A 23,044-nucleotide genomic window follows, 5' to 3' on the forward strand; every position below is an offset into this window, starting at 1 on the left:
CGCTTCCCCGCAATCATGGAGAAAGAATGAAACGTCTGTTGACTGCAGTTGTGATCGCGGCAAGCGCGACGGCCTCGTGGGCCGATGGCCTCAAGAGCCTGGAAGCCTTCATGAAGAATTCCCAGGCCGGCCGCGCCGAATTCACCCAGGCCGTCACGGCCCCGTCCAAGGATGGCCAGCCGCCGCGCACCAAGAACTCCAGCGGCCAATTCGAATTCCAGCGTCCCGGCAAGTTCAGGTTCGTCTACACCAAGCCGTTCGAGCAGACCATCGTCGCCGACGGCAAGACGCTGTGGCTCTATGACGCCGACCTCAACCAGGTCACGCAGCGCCCCCAGGCCCAGGCCCTGGGCAGCACGCCGGCCGCCATCCTGGCGTCGGCCAACGATCTGAAGGCGTTGAGCGCCGACTTCGATCTGCAGTCCGCGCCCGAGCAGGATGGCCTGCAATGGGTCCAGGCCAGTCCCAAGGACAAGAACGGCCAGCTCAAGAGCGTGCGCGTGGGCTTTGCGGCCGATGGCCAGCTTTCGGCGCTGGACATCCTGGACAGCTTTGGCCAGCGTTCGCTGATCCGCTTCAGCCAGCTGCAGACCCAGGCGTCCCTGCCGGCCTCGACTTTCGATTTCAAGGTGCCAGCGGGCGCCGACGTGCTCAAGCAGTAAGCCGCGTTGCCGCGCGGGGCAACCCTTCAGGCCTGTCACAGCTGCAGTGCGCAGTTTGTGAGGTTTTGTAATGGTTTTGCCTAATATCGTCGAGACAATGGCGGCCTGCGGCCAGCGATTGTTTCGACGTCCCTTCGAGGACATGCTGGCCGGCTCTCGCATGCCTTTATGAACCTCAGTCGCAAGTTGCCGCTCGCCATTGCCATGGCGCTGCTATTCACCCTCGCTGCCGGATTCTTCGGACTCTGGTCGGCCCATCGATCCCTAGGCGTCTTTCACGGCGATGTCCAGCGCCACATGGCGGCGGAACGCCTCGCCGCCGAGGTGGAAGGCCACTTCAAAACCCAGGTCCAGGAATGGAAGAACGTGCTGCTGCGCGGCTCGGACAACGCGCTGCGCGAGCAGCACTGGAAGGGCTTTCTGGCCGATGAGCGCGCCGTGCAGGACAAGACCGCGGCCTTGCTGGCCCTGGTGGACGATGCCTCCCTGCGCGAGATCGCCCAGGGCTTTGTGGCGCAGCACCGCAAGATGGCCGAAGGCTACCGCGTGGGGCTGGACAAATTCGAGGCCACGGGCTTCGACCCCTCGGTGGGCGACATGGCCGTGCGCGGCGTGGACCGCGAGCCGGCCGAGCTGCTTTCCCAGCTCAAGGCCGGCATTGCGGCGCAGAGCAAGGCGGTGGCCGACGATGCCTACAGCAGCGGCAAGCACGCCACTGAGCTGAGCCTGGTGCTGATGCTGGTGGCGGCCGTGGCCGGCGTGGCCATTGGTTGGCTCATCACCCGTGCCGTGGTGGCACCGCTGCGCAGCGCGGTCCAGCTGGCCGAGAAGGTGGCCCAGGGCCATCTGACCAATGCCATAGCGAGCGGCGGGCCAGACGAACTGGGCCAGCTGCTGCGGGCGCTGGGCGCCATGCAGGAGCAGCTGCGCAGCATCGTCGTGGAAGTGCGTGGCAATGCGGAGCAGGTGGCATCCGCCAGCTCGCAGATCGCGGCCGGCAACAGCGACCTGGCCCAGCGCACCGAGCAGCAGGCATCGGCCCTGCAGATGACGGCTTCGTCCATGGACCAGCTCGACTCCACCGTGCGCGGCAATGCCGATCACGCAGAGAAGGCCAACCTGCTGGCTTCGTCCGCCAGCGACATCGCCACGCGCGGTGGCGATGCCATCTCGGCCGTCGTGGGCACCATGCGCAGCATCCAGGATGCGTCCGAGCGCGTGGTCAGCATCATCGAGGTGATCGACGGCATCGCGTTCCAGACCAATATTCTTGCGCTCAATGCGGCCGTGGAGGCCGCACGGGCCGGAGAACAGGGCCGGGGCTTTGCCGTGGTCGCCGCCGAGGTCCGCACGCTGGCCCAGCGCAGCTCGGGCGCTGCGCGGGAAATCCGTGACCTGATCCAGGCCAACGCCCAGCGCGTGGCCCTGGGAGCCGAGGAGGTGGACAGCGCGGGTGCGACCATGGCCTCGGTGCAGGAGGTGATTGCCAAGGTCTCGCGCATGATCGGCGCCATCAGCCACTCCAGCGGCGAACAGAGCGCTGGCGTGAGCCACGTCAACAGCGCCATCGTCCGCATCGAGGAGGGGACCCAGCAGAACGCCGCGCTGGTGGAACAGACCAGTTCGGCCGCCGAGAGCCTGCGCAAGCAGGCCCATCAGCTGGTCGAACTCATGGCGCGTTTCAGGACGGCCTGAACGCGTTGGCCGGGGCCGGGCGCAGCCGGTCGTGGAGCGCTGCCAGCACCAGGGTGGCTGCCACGGGCAGGGCCCAGCCCATGCCGTTGCCCGGCAGGCTGTTCAGGAAGGCCGGCAGCCAGTCCTGCCAGCCGGCCGCCTTGGCGGCATCGACAAGACCGAACACCAGCGCCACGGCCAGCACCGGCGCGAACACGCGCTGCGCATTGCGCCACAGGCCTGACAGCAGGCTCAACACCACCAGGGCGATGGCCAGCGGATAAATGCCCACCAGCACGGGGCCGGACAGGGCAATCAGCTGGGCCAGGCCCTGGTTGGACACCAGGATGCACGCCAGCCCAATGGCCACCACCACCGCGCGGTAGGGCAGGCGCAGCATCTCGCTGAAGTAGGCGCCACAGGCGCTGACCAGGCCCACGGCCGTGGTCAGGCAGGCCAGGGAAATCACCACGGCCAGCAGCAGGCTGCCGATGGGGCCGAAGGTGTGATCCACATAGCGCGTGAGGATGAGCACGCCGGTCTGCGCCTGCGGGGCGATGGACTGGCTGGTGGCGCCCAGATGGATCAGCGACAGATACACCAGGCCCAGGCCCACGGCCGCGATCACGCCCGCGATGATGGCGTAGCGCGTCTGCAGCCCGGTGTGGGAGATGCCCCGGTCCCGGATGGCGTTGACGATGACGATGCCGAAGGCCAGGGCGCCCAGCGCGTCCATGGTCTGGTAGCCCTCCAGAAACCCTTCGGTCAGGGGCGCGACCAGGTAGTCGCCGCTGGCGCTGGTGGCGGCACCGGCCGGCAGCAGCACGGCGGCGGCACCCAGCACCACCAGGGCCAGGATCAGCACGGGCGTGATCAGCTTGCCGATGGTGTCGATCAGCTTGCCGGGGAACAGGGACAGGCCCATGACCAGCACAAAGTACACCGCCGAGTAGATGAACAGCGCAGTGCTGCTGTGGCCCACGAAGGGCGCAAAGCCCATCTCGAACGACACGGTGGCCGTGCGCGGCGTGGCAAACAGCGGGCCGAGGATGAGATAGATCAGCAGGCCCAGCACCATGCCGGCCTTGCGGCCCACGGGCGAGGTCAGTGCATCGAGCCCACCGCCCACGCGCGCCAGCGCCACCACGGTGAGCAACGGCAGGCCCACGCCCGTGAGCAGAAAGCCCGTGGCCGCCGCGGCCGCGTGCTCGCCGGCGCCCTGGCCGACCATGGGCGGAAAGATGATGTTGCCCGCGCCGAGGAACAGCGCAAAGGTCATGAAGCCTAGGGCGATAAGGTCCCGGGTCTTGAGTGTTTGCATGGATGCAGAAATGAAAAGGTCCCGCCTTGCCGCATGGCAGGCAGTTCCGGAAACGGTGGGAGGCGCGGAGCGATGGGGCAGCAATGGCGCAGGCCCGATGGCCGCGCATGCCGCGCGGCCGGCTCCGCAAAGGGCAGCATTTTAGGGCGGCGGCCCGAAGCGGGTGAAAAATGTCAGTGATTGCTCTTGATAAGATGCATGCAAACCATTCATGTCATGTGAGTGACATGCCTGCAGGCGATGGCCAGGATCCCAGCTGGCGATCCATGGCTTCATCCCCCGCAGCCAGGTACAGGCATCAGGGGCTGGCGCACCCGCTGCCGCCATGGCGTGGACAATGGCGTCATGGTTTTGCAACTGCATCTGTTCCCCTCGGCAGCGAATCCGGCACATGGGCTGCCGAACGCCTTCTGCGCGGCGTTGCCTGCGACGGAGCTGGCCCATGGCTGATCTGTTCACCCAGGAGCCCTCCGCACCACTGGCCGAAGCGCTGCGGCCCAAGACCCTGGACGAGGTCGTGGGCCAGTCCCATCTGCTGGGCGAGGGCAAGCCGCTGCGCCTGGCCTTCCAGTCAGGCAAGCCGCATTCCATGATCTTCTGGGGGCCGCCCGGCGTGGGCAAGACCACGCTGGCCCGGCTCACGGCCACGGCCTTCAAGTGCGAGTTCATTGCGCTGTCTGCGGTGTTCTCCGGGGTCAAGGACATCCGCGCGGCCATGGAGCAGGCGCAGCAGAACCTGGCCATGGGCCGGCACACCATCCTCTTCGTGGACGAGATCCACCGCTTCAACAAGTCCCAGCAGGATGCGCTGCTGCCCTATGCGGAAAGCGGGCTGGTCACCTTCATCGGCGCCACCACGGAGAACCCTTCCTTCGAGGTGAACTCGGCCCTGCTGTCGCGCGCGCAGGTCTATGTGCTGCAATCCCTGACCGACGATGAACTCCGGCAACTGCTGCTGCGGGCGCAGGAAAAGGCCCTGGGCGGCCTGGAGTTCGACGACCTGGCGCGGGACACCATCGTCGGCTATGCCGATGGCGATGCCCGGCGGTTCCTGAACCTGCTGGAGCAATGCCAGACGGCGGCCGGCGCTGCGGGCGTCACGCGGATCGATGCCGAGTTCGTGCAGAACGCGCTGACCTTGAATGCCAGGCGCTTCGACAAGGGCGGCGACAACTTCTACGACCAGATCTCGGCCCTGCACAAGTCCGTGCGCGGCTCCCATCCCGATGCCGCGCTCTATTGGCTCACGCGCATGCTCGATGGCGGGGCCGATGCACGCTACCTGTCGCGGCGCATCGTGCGCATGGCCTGGGAGGACATCGGCCTGGCCGATCCGCGCGCCATGCAGATCGCCAACGACGCGGCCCTGACCTATGAGCGCCTGGGCAGCCCCGAGGGCGAGCTGGCGCTGGGCCAGGCCGTCATCTACCTGGCCATGGCCGCCAAGAGCAACGCCGGCTACAACGCCTACAACAAGGCCCGGGCCTTCGTGAAGCAGGACAGGAGCCGCGAGGTGCCCGTGCACCTGCGCAACGCGCCCACCAAGCTCATGAAGGAACTGGGCTACGGCCATGAATACCGCTATGCGCACGACGAGCCCAACGCCTACGCGGCCGGCGAGACCTATCTGCCCGAAGGCATTGCGGAGCCGGGCTGGTACCAGCCCGTGCCCCGGGGCCTGGAGATCAAGATCGGCGAGAAGCTGGCCGTGCTGCGCAAGTGGGACGAAGAGGCAGGCGGCGCATAGCCGAAGCCGGTGAGGGCAGGCCGGTGCCGGGGCTAGGCGCCCGGGCCGGGCTCCACCGCCACGTCCCGCGCGTGCAGGGGGGCGTGGCACTCCGAGCAGACGACCAGGGGGTCGAACGTGTGGCCGCACACCGTATGCCGGTGCAGCAAGGGCCGGCCTTCCTCGCCGGACATGTGTACATCGCCCCAGTGCACGATGGCCATGACCACGGGATGCAGGTCCAGCCCCTTGGGCGTGAGGCGGTACTCGTGCCGTACCGGCGCCTCCTGGTAGGCCACCTTCTTGAGCACGCCTGCCTCGACCAGCCTGGCCAGCCTGTCCGACAGCATGGGGCGTGAAATGCCCAGGCGCCCCAGGAATTCATCAAAACGGCGTACGCCCAGAAAGCAGTCGCGCAGCACCAGCAGTGTCCAGCGGTCGCCGATGACCGAGACCGTGCGTGCGATGGAGCAGCGCTCCTCTTCCAGTTCGTTCCATTTCATTGGGCAGTTCCCCGCTTGACGGGTTCTGATTTTAAACCTACCGTGCATTGAGTTCAAAAAATGAACTGACCAATCATCCACGGAGATCCCATGACCGACAAGAAAGCCATTCTCGTGATCGGCGCTGGCGACGCCACGGGCGGTGCCATCGCCCGGCGTTTTGCGCGCGAAGGCTATATCGCCTGCGTCACGCGCCGCGACGCGGACAAGCTCCAGCCCCTGGTCGAACAGATCCGCGCCGCCGGCGGGCAGGCACATGGTTTTGGCAGCGACGCGCGCAAGGAAGAGGAAATGGTGGCCCTGGTGCAGAAGATCGAGGCCGAGATCGCACCCATCGAGGTCGCCGTCTTCAACATCGGCGCCAACGTGCGCTTCGGCATCACCGAGACCACGGCGCGCGTCTACTTCAAGGTCTGGGAGATGGCCTGCTTCGCCGGCTTCCTGATGGGGCGGGAGGCGGCCAGGGTGATGCTGCCGCGCGGCCGGGGCACCATCATCTTCACGGGTGCCACCGCCAGCCTGCGCGGGCGCGAGGGCTTTGCGGCGTTTGCCGGTGCCAAGCACGGCCTGCGTGCGCTGGCCCAGAGCATGGCGCGCGAGCTCTGGCCCAAGGGCATCCATGTGGCCCATCCCGTGATCGACGGCGCCATCGACACGGAGTTCATCCGGACCAACTTTCCCGATCGCTATGCCCTCAAGCAGCAGGACGGCATCCTCAATCCCGACCACATCGCCGACCTCTACTGGCAACTGCACCAGCAGCCGCGCGATGCCTGGACGCATGAAACCGAAATCCGCCCCTGGATGGAGCCCTGGTAGGCCCTTCAGCCATTTGCGTCCCTTCACCCGCTTCAGCCCCTTCGCTTCGATGTTCCATCCCATTTGATGCAGGCCGTGCCATGAAACCCAACGTGCAATTCCTCTTCGACTTCGGCAGCCCCAACGCCTATCTCTGCCACCAGGTCATCCCCGCAATCGAGGCGCGCAGCGGCATCCGCTTCGACTATGTGCCGGTCCTGCTGGGCGGCCTGTTCAAGCTGGCCAACAACCGCTCACCGGCCGAGGCGAATGCCGACATTCCCAACAAGCGCGCCTATGAGGCGCTGGAACTGCAGCGTTTCGTGCAAAGGCATGGGCTCACGCGCTTCCGGATGAATCCGCACTTTCCCGTCAACACCCTGCAAATCATGCGCGGGGCCGTGGCGGCGCAGGGCCTGGGCTGCTTCGAGCGTTATGTGGATGCGGTGTTCTCCAGCATGTGGGAGAAGGGCTGCAAGATGGACGATGCCCAGGTGATCGGCACCGAGCTGTCCGGGGCGGGCCTGGACGCCCCAGCCCTGATCGCCGCAAGCCAGACGCCCGAAGTCAAGGCCCGGCTGCTGGCAAATACCGAGCAGGCCTTCCACCGTGGCGCTTTCGGATCGCCCACCTTTTTTGTTGGCGACGAGATCTACTTCGGCAAGGACCGCCTGCGCGATGTGGAGGAACAAGCGCTGCGGGCCTGCAGCCAGCCTCAGGCCGATCGCCCGTCGTAGCGCGTGATGCGCAGCGCCTCGGGGTCCACGCCTTCCAGGCAGCGCACGTTGACGGCCGCCATGTGCCGGCCCTGGGGATCGATGGCCTCGCCAAACGGATGGATGCCGCAGGTCGGGCAGAAGCGGTGCTGGATCAGGTGCCGGTTGAAGGTGTAGGTCCGCATCTGTTCATCGGGCGTCTGCAGCTGCAGCTGTTCCCTGGGAACGAACCACATGAGGGCGCCCTTGCGCGCGCAGATGGAGCAGTTGCAGGCCATGGCCTGGGTGAGTTCGCCTTCCACATCGAAAGCGATGCCGCCGCAGTGGCAGCTGCCGTGGTATTTCATCGGGGTTCTCCGTGGCCACCGCGGGCTGGCGGCACTGCCGTTGATGGTAGGAGTTCATGCTGGCTACGGCAAATTGCTGCAGTGCTACATAAGAGCACGTGGCTTGTAAAGCCTCGGGAAACCCCCCTGCAACAAGGCGTTGCAGGCCACCGGGGGGTGCCTAGAATCGCCAATCCCCTGCGGTTTCCGGGCCACAAGCCAGGATGCGGCGGGAGAGCTTCCACCACCATGGCATTGCTGGCTCCGTTCGTTTGGATGCGAGGCACGCTGAATGTCTCCATCCTGGACTAAAGGGGAGAGCGCATATGGACATACTGCTTCAGCAGGTCATCAACGGATTGGTCCTGGGCAGCATGTACGCCCTGATCGCCCTGGGCTACACCATGGTGTACGGCATCATCCAGCTCATCAACTTCGCCCATGGCGAGGTGCTCATGGTCGGCGCGCTGACCAGCTGGAGCTGCATAGGCCTGATGCAGGAGGCCATGCCCGGTGCGCCGGGCTGGCTGATCCTGCTGCTGGCGACCGTGATCGCCTGCGTGGTGGCCGCGGCACTGAATTTCGTGATCGAGAAAGTGGCCTACCGCCGCCTGCGCAGCAGCCCGCGCCTGGCGCCGCTGATCACGGCCATCGGCGTCTCGCTGCTGCTGCAGACGCTGGCCATGATCATCTGGAAGCCCAACTACAAGGCCTATCCCACGCTGCTGCCGAGCACGCCCTTCGAGATCGGCACGGCGGTGATCACGCCCACCCAGATCCTGGTGCTGGTGGTCACGGCGATCGCGCTGGCATCGCTGACCTATCTGGTCAACTACACCAAGCTCGGGCGCGCCATGCGGGCCACGGCCGAGAATCCGCGCGTGGCGGCCTTGATGGGCGTCAAGCCTGACGTGGTGATCTCGGCCACCTTCATCATCGGCGCCGTGCTGGCGGCCATCGCGGGCATCATGTACGCCTCCAACTACGGCACGGCCCACCACACCATGGGCTTTCTGCCGGGGCTCAAGGCCTTCACGGCGGCCGTGTTCGGCGGCATCGGCAACCTGGCCGGCGCCGTGGTCGGCGCCATGCTGCTGGGGCTGATCGAGTCCATAGGCTCGGGCTACATCGGCGACCTCACGGGCGGCGTATTGGGCAGCCACTACACCGATATCTTCGCCTTCATCGTGCTCATCATCATCCTGACGCTGCGCCCCTCGGGCCTGCTGGGTGAGCGTGTGGCCGACCGCGCCTGAGGAGACCCGCATGAACAGCAAGAAGACCGTGCAATGGATTCTGGGCGGCCTGGCGCTGATGGTGCTGCCGCTGGTGCTGCAGTACTTCGGCAATGCCTGGGTGCGCATCGCCGACCTGGCCCTGCTCTATGTGCTGCTGGCACTGGGCCTGAACGTGGTGGTGGGCTATGCAGGCCTGCTGGACCTGGGCTACGTGGCGTTCTACGCCGTGGGCGCCTACATGTTCGCGCTGATGGCCTCGCCGCATCTGGCGGAGACCTTCGAGGGCTTTGCCGCCATGTTCCCTGACGGGCTGCATACCTCCATCTGGCTGGTGATACCGCTGGCGGCGCTGCTGGCGGGCATCACGGGAATACTGCTGGGCATCCCGGTGCTCAAGCTGCGCGGGGACTACCTGGCCATCGTCACGCTGGGCTTCGGCGAGATCATTCGCATCTTCATGAACAACCTGGACCAGCCGGTCAACATCACCAACGGCCCCAAGGGCATAGGCCAGATCGACTCGGTGAAGATTCTGGGCCTGGACCTGGCCAAGCGCCAGGAGATCTTCGGCTACGACATCAGCTCGGTCACGCTGTACTACTACCTGTTCCTCTTCCTGGTGCTCGTCAGCATCGTGATCTGCTGGCGCCTGCAGGACTCGCGCATCGGCCGCGCCTGGATGGCCATCCGCGAGGACGAGATCGCCGCCAAGGCCATGGGCATCAACACGCGCAACATGAAGCTGCTGGCCTTCGGCATGGGCGCTTCCTTCGGTGGTGTCTCGGGCGCCATGTTCGCGGCCTTCCAGGGCTTCGTCTCGCCCGAGTCGTTCAGCCTCATGGAGTCCATCATGATCGTGGCCATGGTGGTGCTCGGCGGCCTGGGCCATCTGCCGGGCGTGATCCTGGGGGCGGTGCTGCTGTCGGCCCTGCCCGAGGTGCTGCGCTATGTGGCCGGGCCTCTGCAGCAGATGACCGACGGGCGGCTTGACGCCTCCATCCTGCGCCAGTTGCTGATCGCGCTGGCCATGATCGTCATCATGCTGATGCGTCCGCGCGGCCTGTGGCCGTCGCCCGAGCATGGCAAGAACCTGCCGCACCAGTCCTGAGCATGGAGACAACGCAGATGGCGAACACGGCAGACAACGGCTCCACCTCCCCGGTGCTCAGGGTTTCGGGCATTTCCAAGCGCTTTGGCGGACTGCAGGCCCTGTCCGATGTGGGCATGACCATTGGCCGTGGCCAGGTCTACGGCCTGATCGGTCCCAACGGCGCGGGCAAGACCACTTTCTTCAACGTGATCACGGGCCTGTACACGCCCGACAGCGGCAGCTTCGAGCTGGCCGGCAAGGCCTACGAACCCTCGGCCGTGCACAAGGTGGCCAAGGCTGGCATTGCGCGCACCTTCCAGAACATCCGGCTGTTTGCCGAGATGACGGCGCTGGAGAACGTGATGGTCGGGCGCCATGTGCGCACGCATTCGGGCCTGATCGGCGCGGTGTTCCGCACGCCCGGCTTCAAGGCCGAGGAAGCCGCGATCCGCGCGCGGGCCCGCGAACTGCTGGACTACGTGGGGATTTCCAAATACGCCGACTTCAAGGCCCGCACGCTGAGCTACGGCGACCAGCGCCGCCTGGAGATCGCGCGGGCGCTGGCCACCGACCCGCAATTGATCGCGCTGGACGAGCCGGCCGCCGGCATGAACGCCACCGAGAAGGTGCAGCTGCGCGAGCTGATCGACCGCATCCGCCGAGACCAGCGCACCATCTTGCTGATCGAGCACGACGTGAAGCTGGTCATGGGCCTGTGCGATCGCGTCACCGTGCTGGACTATGGCAAGCCCATCGCCGAAGGCACGCCGGCCGAGGTGCAGAAGAACGACAAGGTGATCGAAGCCTATCTGGGCACCGGAGGACACTGAACCATGGGTGAGCAAGTGCAAGACAAGGGCGTGTCCGCGCCGGTGCTGTTGAAGGTCCAGGGACTGAAGGTGGCCTATGGGGGCATACAGGCCGTCAAGGGCGTGGACTTCGAGGTCCGCCAGGGCGAGCTGGTCTCGCTGATCGGCTCCAACGGTGCGGGCAAGACCACGACCATGAAGGCCGTCACGCGCAGCCTGCAGATGGCGGATGGCGACGTGCACTACCTGGGCCGCAGCATCCGCAACGTGGGCGCCTGGGATCTGGTGGCCCAGGGCCTGGTCATGGTGCCGGAGGGGCGCGGCGTATTCGCGCGCATGACCATCACCGAGAACCTGCTCATGGGCGCCTACACGCGCAACGACAAGGCCGGCATTGCCGCCGACATCGAGCGCATGTTCGGCATCTTCCCGCGCCTGAAGGAGCGCCGCGACCAGCTGGCCGGCACCATGTCGGGCGGCGAGCAGCAGATGCTGGCCATGGCGCGCGCGCTGATGAGCCAGCCCAAGGTGCTGCTGCTGGACGAGCCCTCCATGGGCCTGTCGCCCATCATGGTGGACAAGATCTTCGAGGTGGTGCGCGATGTGCATGCGCTGGGCGTGACGCTGGTGCTGGTCGAGCAGAACGCCAGCCGTGCGCTGGCGCTGGCCGATCGCGGCTATGTGATGGAATCCGGCCTGATCACCATGACCGGGCCAGGCCAGACCCTGCTCAGCGATCCGCGCGTGCGGGCCGCCTACCTGGGCGAGTGACCACCGGGGTCGCCGCCTGCGCACAGGTTGCTGGAATGTCCCGTGCCATCGACGGGATATGGCAAAAATATGACGATTTGATGAAGATTCATCGAATGCCCATCGATGCGGAATGTTGCGTATCTGTGCGATGAAGCAGGTTTTTCGAGAAAATTCGCGCAAAAAAGCAATTTTCGGAAAGCAATCGAAAATCCGGCTTCTGGCGCTGCGGGCGCGATAATTCAGGCCTTCCAGCACCCGGGCGCACCTCACATGAACTGGCTCCAACACATCCCCGTCGGGCTGCAGACCGTGGTCCTGCTGGCCATGAGCAATGTCTTCATGACGTTTGCCTGGTATGGGCACCTGAAGAACCACGCCTCGTCGCCCTGGTACGTGGCAGCCCTTGTCAGCTGGGGCATTGCGCTGTTCGAGTACCTGCTGCAGGTGCCCGCCAACCGCATAGGCCACACGCAGTTCAGCGTGGCGCAGCTCAAGATCATCCAGGAGGTGATCACGCTGTCGGTGTTCGCGCCTTTTGCCGTGCTCTACCTGAACCAGCCCCTCAAATGGGACTTCCTCTGGGCCGGCCTGTGCATGGTGGGCGCGGTGTATTTTATTTTTCGCAGCGGCTGACAAGGCGACGCGCCGGCGCGCAAAAACGCGCTTGGGACTCAAGAGTACACTTCGCCCCGTTCAAGCCGGGAAGCCATGCCAAGCATCCGCAATGTGACGCAGTGAGTCGCCTGGTTCCCACTTTTCCCGGTAAGGAGCATTCATGCTTTTTGGCAAACTATTGCCACGCGAAGGCAATTTCTTCGAGATGTTCAACCAGCATGCCGACCGCATCGTCGATGCCGCGCATGCCTTCTCGCAGCTTGTCGCCAACTACAACGATCCTCATCTTCGCGAGAAATACAACGAGGACGTGAACAACGCCGAGCGTGCCGCCGACCGCGTGACGCATGACGTCACCAAGGCACTGCACAAGACCTTCATCACGCCGCTGGACCGCGAGCACATCCACTCGCTGATCAACACCATGGACGACGTGGCCGACCTGATCCAGGACTCGGCCGAGACCATGGCGCTGTACGACGTGCGCCACATGACGGATGAGATCACGCGCCTGACCGACCTGTGCGTACGCTGCTGCGAGCGGCTGCGCGATGCGGTCAAGCTGCTGTCGCGCATCTCCGATCCATCGGTGGTGGACGCGGCGATGAAGACCTGCGAGGAAATCGACCGCCTCGAATCGGACGCCGACCGCGTGATGCGCTCGGCCATGAGCAAGCTGTTCCGCGAAGAGCCCGATGTGCGCGAAGTCATCAAGCTCAAGGCCATCTACGAGCTGCTGGAGACGGTGACCGACCGCTGCGAGGACGTGGCCAACCTGATCGAGGGCATCGTCCTCGAGAATTCCTGAGCCCTCGCGGAGTCGTTTCGTTATGGAATCCGTACAAGCGGCCCTGTGGGTCGTGATCCTGCTGGTGGTGCTGGCCTTGCTGTTCGACTTCATGAACGGCTTCCACGATGCTGCCAACTCGATCGCCACCGTGGTCTCCACGGGCGTGCTCAAGCCCACGCAGGCCGTGGCCTTCGCGGCCTTCTTCAACGTGGTGGCGGTCTTTGTCTTCCACCTCAGCGTGGCGGCCACCGTGGGCAAGGGGATCGTCCAGCCCGGCATCGTGGACACGCACGTGGTCTTCGGCGCCCTGGTCGGCGCCATTGCCTGGAACGTGATCACCTGGCACTACGGCATCCCCAGCAGCTCCTCGCATGCGCTGATCGGCGGCATCGTGGGCGCCGTGATCGCCAAGGCTGGCGCGGGCGCACTGATCGCCAGCGGCATCTGGAAGACCGTGGCCTTCATCTTCGTCTCGCCGCTGCTGGGCTACCTGCTGGGCTCGCTGATGATGGTGCTGGTGGCCTGGATCTGCCGCCGCGCCGCTCCCAACCGGGTGGACCGCTGGTTCCGCCGGCTGCAGCTGGTCTCCGCCGGCGCCTACAGCCTGGGCCACGGCGGCAATGATGCGCAAAAGACCATCGGCATCATCTGGCTGCTGCTGATCGCCACCGGCTATGCCAATGCCGGCGACGCGGAGCCGCCGCTGTGGACCATCGTCAGCTGCTACCTGGCCATCGGCCTGGGCACCATGTTCGGCGGATGGCGCATCGTCAAGACCATGGGCCAGAAGATCACCAAGCTCAAGCCCGTGGGAGGCTTTTGCGCCGAAAGCGGTGGCGCGCTGACGCTGTTCTTCGCGACCTTCCTGGGCGTGCCGGTCTCGACCACGCACACCATCACGGGCGCCATCGTCGGCGTGGGCTCCACCCAGCGTGCCAGCGCCGTGCGCTGGGGCGTGGCAGGCAACATCGTCTGGGCCTGGGTGCTGACGATTCCTGCTAGCGCCTTCGTGGCTTCCATTGCCTACTGGATCAGTCTCCAGCTGTACTGAGCCAAGGCAAGTGCCTCCAAAAAGAAAGACCGCCAATGGCGGTCTTTCTTTTTGGGCGGAGGCACGCGTTGGCGCACCACAGCGAAAACTTCACTGCGAAATCTTGCGCGCTTCCTCCACCTGGTGCTCGAAGTAGTGCTGGAAGCTGTAGGCAATGCTGGCCATGAGCACGGCGGCACCCAGCATCAGGGACAGTGCAATGGCAAAGATGGTGGACCAGCCCGTGCGCCCGGCCTGCGCCTGCACGTCAATGCCGGGGTTGTGGCGCCGGTTCCAGGCTTCGGTGTCGGTCAGCCCGTAGAGGATGGCGCGCAGCGCGCAGCCGGCGATGGTGAAGCCCAGCAGCGGAATCAGCAGCCAGCTGAGCTGGTCGTCCTGCCCCAGTTGCTGGACGCGCTCGATGCCGTACACGCCCAGCGCCGTGGGCACGGGCAGCAGCCAGCCCAGCCAGTCGCCGAAGCCATGCAGGTAGAAGCGGTGCAGCCCCAGCGGCCCGCCGACAAAGGCCAGCCAGGTCGTCAGGGTCTTGCTTTTGGAGCGCGGAGCTCCCTGCTGTGCTTGAGCGGGCTGAGGCAAAGGCGTGCTGGGTCGGTTCATGCGCCCATTATTCGGGCGAACTGCGGTTGCCGTCTCCCAGGGTCTTCTCCATGAGAACGATGTCCAGCCAGCGGCCGAACTTCCATCCCATGGAGCTCAGCGTGCCCGCCGGGGTGAAGCCCGCGGCGCGGTGCACGCCGATGGAGCCGGCATTGGCCGAGTCACCGATCACCGCCAGCAGCTTGCGCACGCCGGCCGCCTCGCATTCGCGCGACAGCGCATCGAGCAGCAGTCGGCCCACGCCCTGGCCGCGCGCTGCGTCATGCACGTAGATGGAATCCTCGGCGGAGAAGCGATAGGCCGGGCGCGGCTTGAACCAGTTGGCGTAGGCAAAGCCCAGCACCTGGCCCTGTTCGTCCACGGCGACCAGATAGGGCAGGCCCTTGGCCAGCACGTCCGCGCGGCGCGTGGCCATGTCCGATTCGGCAGGGGGATCGGTCTCGAACGTGCCCGTGCCGTGCAGCACGTGGTGGCGGTAAATGGAGGTGATGGCGGCGAGATCGCCGTCCAGGCTTGAGCGAATGGTAGGCATGGAAAGGGAAGTTGGATATAATCGCTGGTTTTACGGCGTGTCGCTGGCCGGGTGGCCATGTCGCGTGTCTCAAACGCCGCAAAACATGTGCAGCCATTCATTGTCTAGTTAATTGTGTGGTGGCTGCGCCCACCCGAAGGAAAATCATGGTCGTCATTCGACTCTCTCGCGGCGGTTCCAAGGCCCGTCCGTTCTACAACATCGTTGCCGCCGACAAGCGCGTGCGTCGCGATGGTTCGTTCATCGAACGCCTGGGCTTCTACAACCCCAACGCCCGTGGCGGCGAAGAGGGTCTGCGCGTTGCTCTGGACCGCGTGAACTACTGGAAGGGCGTTGGCGCGCAGGCTTCCGAGACCGCAGAGCGCCTGATCAAGCAGGCCACCCAGAAGACTGCTGCCTAATTCAGCATCCCTTCTGAAATCGGGTTCCGTTGGCTTGTCTGACGGAGCCCGTTTTTGTTTTCCCCTCCGGATCGCCTTGCACGGATCTGCAACGATCTGCATTGACTGTCCATCTACTGCCTACCGACTGCCATGAGCCACATGCCTGAACTCGAAGCCAGCGTCCTGCCCGCCGATGCCGTGGAGGTCGGGCGCATTGCCGATGCCTGGGGCATCAAGGGCTGGTTCAAGGTGGCCGCCTTCAGTGCCGACCCCGAGGCCCTGTTCACCGCAAAGCAGTGGTATCTGCAGCCCCCCGAGAAGGGTGCGCGGCAGTTCACCGGTACGGTGCTGCTGCCGGTCAAGCAGGCGCGCGTCCACTCCGATTCCGTCGTCGCCACATCGCCTGTCGTGAACGACCGCAATACCGCCGAGGCCCTGCGTGGCGCGCGCATCTTCGTGGCGCGCAGCGATTTCCCGCAGCCCGAAGATGGCGAGTACTACTGGGTCGATCTGCTGGGCCTGTCCGTGGTCAACCGCGAGGGCGTGGTCCTGGGTGTCGTCCGCGACCTGCTGTCCACCGGCCCGCAGACCGTGCTGGTGCTGGCCTATGAAGAGGAAGGCAAGGAGCGCGAGCGCATGATTCCCTTTGTAGATGCCTATGTGGACAAGGTGGATCTGCCGGGCAAGACCATCGTTGCCGACTGGCAGCCCGACTATTGATCGCCGACCTCCATGCGCTTCGACATCATCACGCTGTTCCCTGAGCTGTTCACGCCGTTTCTTGAAAGCGGCGTCACGCGCCGTGCCTATGCCTCGGGCCAGGTCGGCGTGCACCTGTGGAATCCGCGCGACCATGCCCAGGGCAACTACCGGCGCGTGGACGATCGCCCCTTTGGCGGCGGTCCGGGCATGGTGATGATGGCCGAGCCGCTGCAGCGCTGCCTTGAGACGGCGCAGCAGGCGCGCCGCGATGCCGGCGAGCCCGGGCCGGCTCCCGTGGTGCTGTTCTCGCCGATCGGCACCACGCTGCGCCATGCCGTGGTGGCCGACTGGGCGCAGGGGCAGGGCGCAATCTTGCTGTGCGGCCGCTACGAGGGCCTGGACCAGCGCTTCATCGATACCCATGTCACGCACCAGTTGAGCCTGGGCGACTTCGTGCTGTCTGGCGGCGAGATCGCTGCCATGGCCCTGCTGGATGCCGTCGCGCGGCTGCAGCCCGGCGTGCTCAATGACGAAGGCAGTTTCCAGCAGGACAGCTTCAATCCGGCGCTCGACGGCCTGCTCGATTGCCCGCACTACACCCGCCCCGAAGTCTGGGAAGGGCGTGAAGTGCCGGCGCCACTGTTGTCCGGCCACCACGCGCAGATCGAGCGCTGGCGCCGCGACCAGCGCCTGTCCATCACGGCCAGGCACCGGCCCGAGCTGATAGAGCAGGCGCGCGCCCAGGGCCTGCTCAACGCCAAGGACGAGGGGTTTTTGGCAAAAAACGTCTCCGGGCTATAATCCGCGATTCTTCGATCCTCTATCCGGCCGCTGCTACGAACAAAGCAGCCATGGCGCCAATCCCGGCGCTTGCCAATCCTGGCGCGGACAAGATCGATTGGATGTTGACCATGAATCTGATCCAGATCCTCGAGCAAGAGGAAATCGCCCGTCTGAACAAGACCATCCCCCAGTTCGCCCCCGGTGACACCGTCATCGTGAGCGTGAACGTGGTCGAAGGCAGCCGCAAGCGCGTGCAGGCTTACGAAGGCGTGGTGATCGCCAAGCGCAACCGTGGCCTGAACAGCGGCTTCACCGTGCGCAAGATCTCCAGCGGTGAAGGCGTGGAGCGTACGTTCCAGACCTACTCGCCCCTGATCGCCGGCATCGAAGTCAAGCGTCGCGGTGATGTGCGTCGTGCCAAGCTGTACTACCTGCGCGAGCGCAGCGGCAAGTCGGCCCGCATCAAGGAAAAGCTGCCGTCGCGTGTCAAGGTTTCTGCCGAAGCCTAAGCACCTGCGTCACAGCTGGAAAGCCGCTACAGTCGCCTGTAGCGGCTTTTTTGTTGTCCGGCCGTTTCCCATCACAAGCCTTCATTCGTGTCCTCACTGCCCGATACCGCCATTCCCGTGCCGACCGGCGGCCCAGTGCCCGCAGCCGTGCCGTCGATCGCCGACCCGCGCATGGCGCAACTGATTGGCAAGGACAGCCACCTGCCTGCCGTTCCCCCCGAGGCCCGCACGCCCGAGGCCCTGCGCCAGCGCTTTGCGCTGCCGCCCCAGTGGGCTCCCGAGGTGGTGCGCGAGAAACGCTTCAGCGATCGCCAGCCCACCGATGCCGCCGTGCTCGTGCCCATCGTGCTTCGCCCCGAACCCACGGTGCTGCTGACCGAGCGCACGGCCCACCTGTCCACGCATTCGGGACAGGTGGCATTTCCGGGTGGCAAGCGCGATCCGGAGGATGCCTCTGCCCAGGCCACGGCCCTGCGCGAGGCGCATGAGGAAGTCGGACTGGCCGCCAGCGATGTGCAAGTGCTGGGCACGCTGCCCATCTACATCACGGGCACGGCCTTCCTGATCACGCCGGTGGTGGCCCTGGTCGATCCCCGGGCGCACCTCAATCCCAATCCCTACGAAGTGGCGGATGTGTTCGAGGTGCCGCTGGCCTTCCTGCTCGATCCTGCCAACCATGAGCGCCACTCCATGGTCTGGAACGGCGTACCGCGCGAATGGTTTGCAATGCCCTACCAGGATGGTGATCGCCAGCGCTACATCTGGGGCGCCACGGCCGGCATGCTGCGAAATCTTTACCGATTCCTGTCGGCCTGATGCCCGGATCGCGGGCCGTGCCACCCCGGGGTCACTGACCTGTCTGCATGCGCCAGTATGATGGCCGGATGAGTTTCTTTGCCATTCTGATCGCCTTGCTGATCGAGCAGGCGCGCCCGTTGACGCCGGCCAATCTCGTGCACACAGGCTACAGAGCCTGGACGGTTTCGGTGCGCCGCAACTTCGATGCCGGCCAGGCGCACCATGGCTGGCTGGCCTGGACCGTGGCGGTGGCATTGCCCTGCGTGCTGGTGACGGGCATCTATCTGCTGCTGCTGTGGGGCGTGGGCTGGCCGCTGGCCATGGTCTGGAATGTGGCCGTGCTCTATGTGACGCTGGGCTTTCGCCAGTTCAGCCACCACTTCACACGCATCCGCGATGCGCTGGATGCAGGCGATGAGTATGCCGCGCGCGAGGCGCTGGCTCACTGGCAGCAGGTCGATGCCAGCGAGGTTCCGCGCAGCGAGGTCGTGCGCCATGTGATCGAGTACTCGGTGCTGGCCGCTCATCGCCATGTGTTTGGCGTTCTGTTCTGGTTCTCTGCGCTGGCAGCGCTGGGGCTGGGTCCGCTCGGCGCCGTGTTCTACCGCATGACCGAGCACCTGTCGCGCTCCTGGTCGCGCAAGGGGCTGGTGGGCGGCACCCAGGTCAGTCCCCAGTTGCAGCACACCTCCCGGCTGGCCTGGACCGTGATCGACTGGTTGCCTGCACGGTTGACGGCGCTGTCCTTTGCCGTGGTCGGCAGCTTCGAGGAAGCCATCGAAGGCTGGCGCTTCCACGCCCAGCGCTTTCCCAACGACAACGATGGCGTGATCCTGGCCGCCACCTCGGGTGCCATCAACGTGCGCCTGGGCGGCGAGGCGCTCAAGCGCCGCGAAGGCATCTCGGTGACCCGCGACGACGGCGAGGAGATCGATCTCGATGTGGACAGCGAAGCCACGCCGGGCCGCGAGCCCGAGATCGGCCATCTGCGCAGCGTGGTCGGCCTGGTCTGGCGTTCGGTCGTGGTCTGGCTGCTGCTGCTGGCCCTGCTGTCGCTGGCGCGTTTGCTGGGCTGATCGCTGCGCCGCAGAAGGCGAGCCCTGCCTGTCTTGCCAGGCAGCAGCCCGCCCTTCCTGATGCAGCCGGGTCGTTGTTTTGAGGAGGTCAGTACTTCTGCGCCTGGCTCAATTCATCGAACAGCTCGGCGTAGATGTAGTAGCGGTTGGCGCTGATGTCGTGGTCGGCATCCATTCCGGTTTCCTCGTCTTCCACGCGCGGCATGACGGCGCATCCCGGCTCGTGCAGGTGGGTGCAGTTGTAGAACTTGCATTCCTGCGCGTGGGCGCCGATGTCGGGCATGCAGCGGGGCAGGTCCGTGGGCTCTATGTGGCGCAGGCCGAATTCCTGGAAGCCCGGTGAGTCGATCAGCGCCGTGGTGCGCTCTTCGTCCATCCAGTACCAGCTGGTCGTGGTGGTCGTGTGCTTGCCGGAGTTCAGCGCCTGCGAGATCTCGTTGGTGGCCGCGCGTGCGCCGGGCACCAGCAGGTTGATCAAGGTGCTTTTGCCCGAGCCGGAGGGTCCCAGGACCAAGGTGGCCTTGCCCTTGAGGTGTTGCATCAGCAACTGCCGGTCGGCCTCGCCTTCGTTGGCCAGCGACAGCGACAGCACCTCGTAGTGCGGCGTTTCCTGGCCCAGGTACATCTCGCGATAGGGCTTCAGGCGCTCCCAGGCATCGGCGAAGGGCTCGGCCAGGTCACGCTTGTTCAGGGCGATCAGGGGCTTGATGTGGGTGGCTTCGGCGGTGATGAGGGCACGGGCCAGCTGGCTTTCGGAGAACACCGGCTCGGCCGCGATCAGGATCAGCACCTGGTCGATGTTGGCCGCAAAGGACTTGGTGCGTACCTCGTCCTGGCGGTAGAACAGGTTGCGCCGTTCCAGCACCTTCTCTATGGTGCCTTCCTCGCCCTGGCCGGCGGGTGGCAATTGCCAGCGCACGCGGTCGCCGACCACGGTCTGGCTCTTCTTGCCGCGCGGATGGCAGATGTGGCGTGCGCCTTCTTCGGTCTCGACCACGCAGTGGCGGCCATGGCTGGAGACGACCAGGCCTTCTCGCAATGCGGAGCGCTCAGCCATGGGATGCCGGGGTGGGATTCATGGACGCTCCAGCAGCGCATCGATGCGCCGTGCGCACTCGATGTCGGTGGACGAGATGCCGTTCACGTCATGCGTGTTCAGGCGCACACCGCAACGGCCGTAGCTCACGGTCAGGTCGGGGTGGTGGTCCTGCTGGTGGGCGATCAGGGCCAGTGCGTTCACGAAGGCCATGGTCTCGTAGTAATTGGCAAAGGCGTAGCTCTTGGCGATGGCATCGCCATCGAGCTGCCACCCCGGCAGGTCCGCCAGTGCGGTGCGCAATTCGTCCGGCGTCAGCGCGCGGCGCTGCTGCGTGGACCAGTCCTGTTGTTGCAAGCGTTGTGTGCTCATGGTGGATGTGAAAGGTTCAGGTCGGAGAAGGCATGCGCGCCAGCCGGGCGAGGGCGGGCGGATGCGAGTAGTAAAAGCCCACGTACCAGGGATCGGGCGTGAGCGTTGAAGCATTGTCCTCGTACAGCTTGAGCAGTGCCGAGGCCAGATGGGCGCCGCTGGCCTGTTGCATGGCATAGGCATCGGCTTCGAACTCATCGCGGCGCGACAGGGCCGAGAACAGCGGGGTGACAAAGAAGCTGAACACCGGCACGGCCAGCAGGAACAGCAGCAGTGCCACGGCTTCGTTGCCGGCGCCTATTCCGCCATGGCCCAGCGCAAGGTCCAGGCCGGGGCGCACGCCCAGGCCCAGGTAGAACCACAGCTGCTGCGACAGCCAGCCCAGCAGTGCGAAGCCGGCCAGGCTGGCGGCGAACATCAGCAGCATGCGCTTGAGGATGTGGCGGTGCTTGAAGTGGCCCAGCTCGTGCGCGAGCACGGCCTCCACCTCGTCGGCGTCGAGCTGCTTGAGCAAGGTGTCGAAGAACACCACGCGCTTGGAATGGCCGAAGCCCGTGAAATAGGCATTGGCATGGGCCGAGCGGCGGCTGCCATCCATCACGAACAGGCCTTTGGCCGTGAAGCCGCAGCGCTGCATCAGCGCGCTCACGCGCTCCTTGAGCGTGCCTTCGGCCAGCGGTTCGAACTTGTTGAACAGCGGTGCGATGAAGGTCGGAAAGATCCACATCAGCAGCAGGTTGAACGCCGTCCACACGGCCCAGGCCCACAGCCACCACAGGTCGCCGGCCGAGCCCATGAGCCACAGGATCAGGGCCGCCAGGGGAAGGCCGATGGCCGCGCCCATGGCGGTGGACTTGATGGCATCGGTCAGCCACAGCCGCAGCGTCATCTGGTTGAATCCAAAGCGCTGCTCCAGCACAAAGGTCTGGTAGAGCGACAGCGGCAGCTCCACCAGCCCGGAGATCAGGGCAAAGCCGGCCAGCAGTGCCAGTTGCTGCCACAGGCCGGTGCCCATCAGTTCCAGCAGCCACTGGTTGAGCGCGTCGAGCCCGCCCAGCAGCGTCCATGCGAGCAGCACCACGGCGCCCAGCGTCATCTCGATCAGGGCGATGCGGGCCTTGGCCAGCGTGTAGTCGGCGGCCTTTTGATGGGCCGCGAGGCTGATGCGTTGCGCAAAGGCCTCAGGCACCTCGGCCCGATGGCGGGCCACATGGCGGACCTGGCGCGAGGCCAGCCAGGCGCGCAGCAGCCACTGGGCGAGCACGGCTGCGGCAAACAGCAGGGACAGCGTCGAGGAAAAATCGGGGTTGAAGGCCATGTGGCCGCAGTGTAGGCGACAATTTGGGCCATGTCCGAAGCCTCCGAAGCCGCCAGCGCTTGCATTCCCGCCCCCGCCGAACCCGGCACGTCCATCACCCTGGCCAAATCCGATCTCAACCTCGTCTGGCTCGACTGCGAGATGACCGGGCTGCAGCCCGATACCGATCGCATCATCGAGATCGCCGTGGTCGTCACCAGTCCGGACCTGGCCATTCGCATCGAAGGGCCGGTATTTGCCATCCATCAGGCAGATGCGCTGCTCGATGGCATGGATGCCTGGAACAAGGGCACGCATGGCAGGAGCGGCCTGATCGATCGCGTCAAGGCATCGACCACCAGCGAGGCCGATGCGGAGGCTGCGCTGATCAAGTTCCTCTCGCAGTACGTTCCCAAGGCCAAGGCCCCGCTGTGCGGCAACAGCATCGGGCAGGACAGGCGCTTCATGGAGCGCTACATGCCCAAGCTCAACAACTTCTTCCACTATCGCAATGTCGATGTCAGCACCCTCAAGGAATTGGCCAGGCGCTGGAAGCCCGACGCCTACGCCTCCTTCAAGAAGGCCCAGCGCCACACCGCACTGGCCGATGTGCACGAGTCCATCGATGAGCTGGCGCACTATCGCGCGCGCCTGCTGAACGTCTGAATCTGGCGGCCCCGGCCATTTTTTGTGCCAGGGGCTTGCGGGAAAACCCGGGGAGTGCGACAATCTACAGCTTGCCCCCATCAACAAGGGGCAATTTGCACATCTCCATCACACAAGGGCCCCTGCGCTGTGTGTCTGTGGTCGGTGTCCATAGACCACCATGAAGGATTTCATGGATGGCGGGACCACCGGTTTCGGACCAGCCGAAAATGCCCATCCGC

The 23,044-nt window shown here is 65.4% G+C and carries 27 protein-coding genes; 19 read left to right on the plus strand and 8 right to left on the minus strand.

The window, feature by feature from the left end; genetic code table 11:
• Positions 1–26 precede the first annotated feature (26 nt).
• Both lolA and ACM14_RS05710 read left to right on the plus strand, forming a co-directional pair.
• Positions 27–662: an outer membrane lipoprotein chaperone LolA gene (lolA, locus tag ACM14_RS05705; protein ID WP_043825056.1), complete on the plus strand. Its 636-nt coding sequence runs from the start codon at positions 27–29 to the stop codon at positions 660–662.
• 168 nt (positions 663–830) lie between these two features.
• Positions 831–2,357: a methyl-accepting chemotaxis protein gene (locus ACM14_RS05710; protein ID WP_013800918.1), complete on the plus strand. Its 1,527-nt coding sequence runs from the start codon at positions 831–833 to the stop codon at positions 2,355–2,357.
• Here ACM14_RS05710 and brnQ read toward each other — a convergent pair.
• Positions 2,344–3,657 (minus strand): branched-chain amino acid transport system II carrier protein, encoded by a 1,314-nt coding sequence (gene brnQ, locus ACM14_RS05715; protein WP_065345602.1) that lies wholly within the window; start codon positions 3,655–3,657, stop codon positions 2,344–2,346. The genes ACM14_RS05710 and brnQ overlap by 14 nt on opposite strands.
• 442 nt (positions 3,658–4,099) lie before the next feature.
• Here brnQ and ACM14_RS05720 point away from each other — a divergent pair, with 442 nt between their 5' ends.
• Positions 4,100–5,404 carry a replication-associated recombination protein A gene (locus ACM14_RS05720; RefSeq protein ID WP_012207157.1) on the plus strand — a complete coding sequence of 435 codons (1,305 nt, stop codon included), beginning with the start codon at positions 4,100–4,102 and terminating at the stop codon, positions 5,402–5,404.
• 32 nt (positions 5,405–5,436) lie between these two features.
• Here the strand turns inward: ACM14_RS05720 and ACM14_RS05725 are convergent, their stop codons facing one another.
• Positions 5,437–5,886 carry a helix-turn-helix domain-containing protein gene (locus ACM14_RS05725; RefSeq protein ID WP_043825062.1) on the minus strand — a complete coding sequence of 150 codons (450 nt, stop codon included), beginning with the start codon at positions 5,884–5,886 and terminating at the stop codon, positions 5,437–5,439.
• A gap of 90 nt (positions 5,887–5,976) precedes the next feature.
• On the opposite strand from ACM14_RS05725, the gene ACM14_RS05730 reads away from it, so the two are divergent.
• Complete coding sequence (locus ACM14_RS05730) at positions 5,977–6,705, plus strand: SDR family oxidoreductase (protein ID WP_065345603.1); 729 nt, start codon at positions 5,977–5,979, stop codon at positions 6,703–6,705.
• A gap of 80 nt (positions 6,706–6,785) precedes the next feature.
• Positions 6,786–7,421, plus strand: a complete 636-nt coding sequence (locus tag ACM14_RS05735) for a 2-hydroxychromene-2-carboxylate isomerase (RefSeq protein ID WP_065345604.1) — start codon at positions 6,786–6,788, stop codon at positions 7,419–7,421.
• Here the strand turns inward: ACM14_RS05735 and ACM14_RS05740 are convergent.
• Positions 7,400–7,747: a GFA family protein gene (locus tag ACM14_RS05740; protein ID WP_013800923.1), complete on the minus strand. Its 348-nt coding sequence runs from the start codon at positions 7,745–7,747 to the stop codon at positions 7,400–7,402. The genes ACM14_RS05735 and ACM14_RS05740 overlap by 22 nt on opposite strands.
• A gap of 305 nt (positions 7,748–8,052) precedes the next feature.
• Here ACM14_RS05740 and ACM14_RS05745 point away from each other — a divergent pair, with 305 nt between their 5' ends.
• The 7 genes from ACM14_RS05745 (at position 8,053) to ACM14_RS05775 (ending at position 14,072) form a co-directional block, all read left to right on the plus strand.
• On the plus strand, positions 8,053–8,982 hold the full coding sequence (locus ACM14_RS05745) for a branched-chain amino acid ABC transporter permease (protein ID WP_012207152.1): 930 nt from the start codon (positions 8,053–8,055) through the stop codon (positions 8,980–8,982).
• A gap of 10 nt (positions 8,983–8,992) precedes the next feature.
• A complete protein-coding gene (locus tag ACM14_RS05750) occupies positions 8,993–10,072 on the plus strand; it encodes an ABC transporter ATP-binding protein (RefSeq protein WP_013800924.1) in 1,080 nt (359 codons plus the stop codon).
• A gap of 17 nt (positions 10,073–10,089) precedes the next feature.
• Positions 10,090–10,884, plus strand: coding sequence for an ABC transporter ATP-binding protein (locus ACM14_RS05755; RefSeq protein WP_012207150.1), 795 nt, complete (start codon positions 10,090–10,092; stop codon positions 10,882–10,884).
• Between the two features lie 3 nt (positions 10,885–10,887).
• Positions 10,888–11,634 (plus strand): ABC transporter ATP-binding protein, encoded by a 747-nt coding sequence (locus tag ACM14_RS05760; protein WP_012207149.1) that lies wholly within the window; start codon positions 10,888–10,890, stop codon positions 11,632–11,634.
• 252 nt (positions 11,635–11,886) lie between these two features.
• Positions 11,887–12,249 carry a DMT family protein gene (locus tag ACM14_RS05765; RefSeq protein WP_012207148.1) on the plus strand — a complete coding sequence of 121 codons (363 nt, stop codon included), beginning with the start codon at positions 11,887–11,889 and terminating at the stop codon, positions 12,247–12,249.
• 142 nt (positions 12,250–12,391) lie between these two features.
• A complete protein-coding gene (locus ACM14_RS05770) occupies positions 12,392–13,039 on the plus strand; it encodes a DUF47 domain-containing protein (protein ID WP_012207147.1) in 648 nt (215 codons plus the stop codon).
• 22 nt (positions 13,040–13,061) lie between these two features.
• Positions 13,062–14,072, plus strand: a complete 1,011-nt coding sequence (locus tag ACM14_RS05775) for an inorganic phosphate transporter (protein WP_012207146.1) — start codon at positions 13,062–13,064, stop codon at positions 14,070–14,072.
• A gap of 90 nt (positions 14,073–14,162) precedes the next feature.
• Here ACM14_RS05775 and ACM14_RS05780 read toward each other — a convergent pair whose 3' ends face one another.
• Together ACM14_RS05780 and ACM14_RS05785 are read right to left on the minus strand one after the other, a co-directional pair.
• Complete coding sequence (locus tag ACM14_RS05780) at positions 14,163–14,669, minus strand: TM2 domain-containing protein (RefSeq protein ID WP_065345605.1); 507 nt, start codon at positions 14,667–14,669, stop codon at positions 14,163–14,165.
• A gap of 7 nt (positions 14,670–14,676) precedes the next feature.
• Entirely contained in the window at positions 14,677–15,201 is a 525-nt protein-coding gene (locus ACM14_RS05785) for a GNAT family N-acetyltransferase (protein ID WP_013800927.1), read from the minus strand.
• A gap of 146 nt (positions 15,202–15,347) precedes the next feature.
• Between ACM14_RS05785 and rpsP the strand changes: the two genes are divergently transcribed.
• The 6 genes from rpsP to ACM14_RS05815 all read left to right on the plus strand — a co-directional run bounded on the left by rpsP (position 15,348) and on the right by ACM14_RS05815 (position 19,452).
• Positions 15,348–15,602, plus strand: coding sequence for a 30S ribosomal protein S16 (gene rpsP / locus ACM14_RS05790; RefSeq protein WP_012207143.1), 255 nt, complete (start codon positions 15,348–15,350; stop codon positions 15,600–15,602).
• Between the two features lie 132 nt (positions 15,603–15,734).
• Positions 15,735–16,304, plus strand: coding sequence for a ribosome maturation factor RimM (gene rimM, locus ACM14_RS05795; RefSeq protein WP_065345606.1), 570 nt, complete (start codon positions 15,735–15,737; stop codon positions 16,302–16,304).
• Positions 16,305–16,316: 12 nt separating this feature from the next.
• Entirely contained in the window at positions 16,317–17,087 is a 771-nt protein-coding gene (gene trmD / locus ACM14_RS05800) for a tRNA (guanosine(37)-N1)-methyltransferase TrmD (protein ID WP_065345607.1), read from the plus strand.
• Between the two features lie 110 nt (positions 17,088–17,197).
• Complete coding sequence (gene rplS / locus ACM14_RS05805; protein WP_013800930.1) at positions 17,198–17,578, plus strand: 50S ribosomal protein L19; 381 nt, start codon at positions 17,198–17,200, stop codon at positions 17,576–17,578.
• 87 nt (positions 17,579–17,665) lie between these two features.
• Complete coding sequence (locus ACM14_RS05810; RefSeq protein ID WP_043825071.1) at positions 17,666–18,394, plus strand: CoA pyrophosphatase; 729 nt, start codon at positions 17,666–17,668, stop codon at positions 18,392–18,394.
• A gap of 68 nt (positions 18,395–18,462) precedes the next feature.
• Positions 18,463–19,452 (plus strand): CobD/CbiB family protein, encoded by a 990-nt coding sequence (locus ACM14_RS05815; protein WP_034398910.1) that lies wholly within the window; start codon positions 18,463–18,465, stop codon positions 19,450–19,452.
• Positions 19,453–19,540: 88 nt separating this feature from the next.
• On the opposite strand, the gene rsgA is transcribed toward ACM14_RS05815, so the two are convergent.
• From rsgA to ACM14_RS05830, 3 genes are read right to left on the minus strand one after another with little or no spacing between them, the layout of a single operon-like run.
• Positions 19,541–20,509: a ribosome small subunit-dependent GTPase A gene (rsgA, locus tag ACM14_RS05820; protein WP_012207137.1), complete on the minus strand. Its 969-nt coding sequence runs from the start codon at positions 20,507–20,509 to the stop codon at positions 19,541–19,543.
• 18 nt (positions 20,510–20,527) lie between these two features.
• Complete coding sequence (locus ACM14_RS05825) at positions 20,528–20,860, minus strand: 4a-hydroxytetrahydrobiopterin dehydratase (RefSeq protein ID WP_013800932.1); 333 nt, start codon at positions 20,858–20,860, stop codon at positions 20,528–20,530.
• Between the two features lie 16 nt (positions 20,861–20,876).
• A complete protein-coding gene (locus ACM14_RS05830; RefSeq protein WP_065345608.1) occupies positions 20,877–22,178 on the minus strand; it encodes a M48 family metallopeptidase in 1,302 nt (433 codons plus the stop codon).
• 30 nt (positions 22,179–22,208) lie between these two features.
• Between ACM14_RS05830 and orn the strand changes: the two genes are divergently transcribed.
• Positions 22,209–22,823: an oligoribonuclease gene (orn, locus tag ACM14_RS05835; RefSeq protein ID WP_065345609.1), complete on the plus strand. Its 615-nt coding sequence runs from the start codon at positions 22,209–22,211 to the stop codon at positions 22,821–22,823.
• Positions 22,824–23,044 lie beyond the last annotated feature (221 nt).

This window comes from Delftia sp. JD2 (genome assembly GCF_001682645.1).
Classification (GTDB): domain Bacteria; phylum Pseudomonadota; class Gammaproteobacteria; order Burkholderiales; family Burkholderiaceae_C; genus Comamonas; species Comamonas acidovorans.

Bases quoted from the DNA above. Each gene is read 5' to 3' on its own strand.
- ACM14_RS05780 (WP_065345605.1), bottom strand. From the start codon at position 14,669: ATGAACCGACCCAGCACGCCTTTGCCTCAGCCCGCTCAAGCACAGCAG.
- ACM14_RS05815 (WP_034398910.1), top strand. From the start codon at position 18,463: ATGAGTTTCTTTGCCATTCTGATCGCCTTGCTGATCGAGCAGGCGCGC.
- ACM14_RS05755 (WP_012207150.1), top strand. From the start codon at position 10,090: ATGGCGAACACGGCAGACAACGGCTCCACCTCCCCGGTGCTCAGGGTT.
- rplS (WP_013800930.1), top strand. From the start codon at position 17,198: ATGAATCTGATCCAGATCCTCGAGCAAGAGGAAATCGCCCGTCTGAAC.
- ACM14_RS05750 (WP_013800924.1), top strand. From the start codon at position 8,993: ATGAACAGCAAGAAGACCGTGCAATGGATTCTGGGCGGCCTGGCGCTG.
- lolA (WP_043825056.1), top strand. From the start codon at position 27: ATGAAACGTCTGTTGACTGCAGTTGTGATCGCGGCAAGCGCGACGGCC.
- ACM14_RS05710 (WP_013800918.1), top strand. From the start codon at position 831: ATGAACCTCAGTCGCAAGTTGCCGCTCGCCATTGCCATGGCGCTGCTA.
- brnQ (WP_065345602.1), bottom strand. From the start codon at position 3,657: ATGCAAACACTCAAGACCCGGGACCTTATCGCCCTAGGCTTCATGACC.
- ACM14_RS05745 (WP_012207152.1), top strand. From the start codon at position 8,053: ATGGACATACTGCTTCAGCAGGTCATCAACGGATTGGTCCTGGGCAGC.
- rsgA (WP_012207137.1), bottom strand. From the start codon at position 20,509: ATGGCTGAGCGCTCCGCATTGCGAGAAGGCCTGGTCGTCTCCAGCCAT.
- ACM14_RS05735 (WP_065345604.1), top strand. From the start codon at position 6,786: ATGAAACCCAACGTGCAATTCCTCTTCGACTTCGGCAGCCCCAACGCC.
- rimM (WP_065345606.1), top strand. From the start codon at position 15,735: ATGAGCCACATGCCTGAACTCGAAGCCAGCGTCCTGCCCGCCGATGCC.
- ACM14_RS05730 (WP_065345603.1), top strand. From the start codon at position 5,977: ATGACCGACAAGAAAGCCATTCTCGTGATCGGCGCTGGCGACGCCACG.
- ACM14_RS05785 (WP_013800927.1), bottom strand. From the start codon at position 15,201: ATGCCTACCATTCGCTCAAGCCTGGACGGCGATCTCGCCGCCATCACC.
- ACM14_RS05760 (WP_012207149.1), top strand. From the start codon at position 10,888: ATGGGTGAGCAAGTGCAAGACAAGGGCGTGTCCGCGCCGGTGCTGTTG.
- orn (WP_065345609.1), top strand. From the start codon at position 22,209: ATGTCCGAAGCCTCCGAAGCCGCCAGCGCTTGCATTCCCGCCCCCGCC.
- ACM14_RS05765 (WP_012207148.1), top strand. From the start codon at position 11,887: ATGAACTGGCTCCAACACATCCCCGTCGGGCTGCAGACCGTGGTCCTG.
- ACM14_RS05740 (WP_013800923.1), bottom strand. From the start codon at position 7,747: ATGAAATACCACGGCAGCTGCCACTGCGGCGGCATCGCTTTCGATGTG.
- ACM14_RS05720 (WP_012207157.1), top strand. From the start codon at position 4,100: ATGGCTGATCTGTTCACCCAGGAGCCCTCCGCACCACTGGCCGAAGCG.
- ACM14_RS05825 (WP_013800932.1), bottom strand. From the start codon at position 20,860: ATGAGCACACAACGCTTGCAACAACAGGACTGGTCCACGCAGCAGCGC.
- ACM14_RS05775 (WP_012207146.1), top strand. From the start codon at position 13,062: ATGGAATCCGTACAAGCGGCCCTGTGGGTCGTGATCCTGCTGGTGGTG.
- ACM14_RS05830 (WP_065345608.1), bottom strand. From the start codon at position 22,178: ATGGCCTTCAACCCCGATTTTTCCTCGACGCTGTCCCTGCTGTTTGCC.
- ACM14_RS05770 (WP_012207147.1), top strand. From the start codon at position 12,392: ATGCTTTTTGGCAAACTATTGCCACGCGAAGGCAATTTCTTCGAGATG.
- rpsP (WP_012207143.1), top strand. From the start codon at position 15,348: ATGGTCGTCATTCGACTCTCTCGCGGCGGTTCCAAGGCCCGTCCGTTC.
- trmD (WP_065345607.1), top strand. From the start codon at position 16,317: ATGCGCTTCGACATCATCACGCTGTTCCCTGAGCTGTTCACGCCGTTT.
- ACM14_RS05725 (WP_043825062.1), bottom strand. From the start codon at position 5,886: ATGAAATGGAACGAACTGGAAGAGGAGCGCTGCTCCATCGCACGCACG.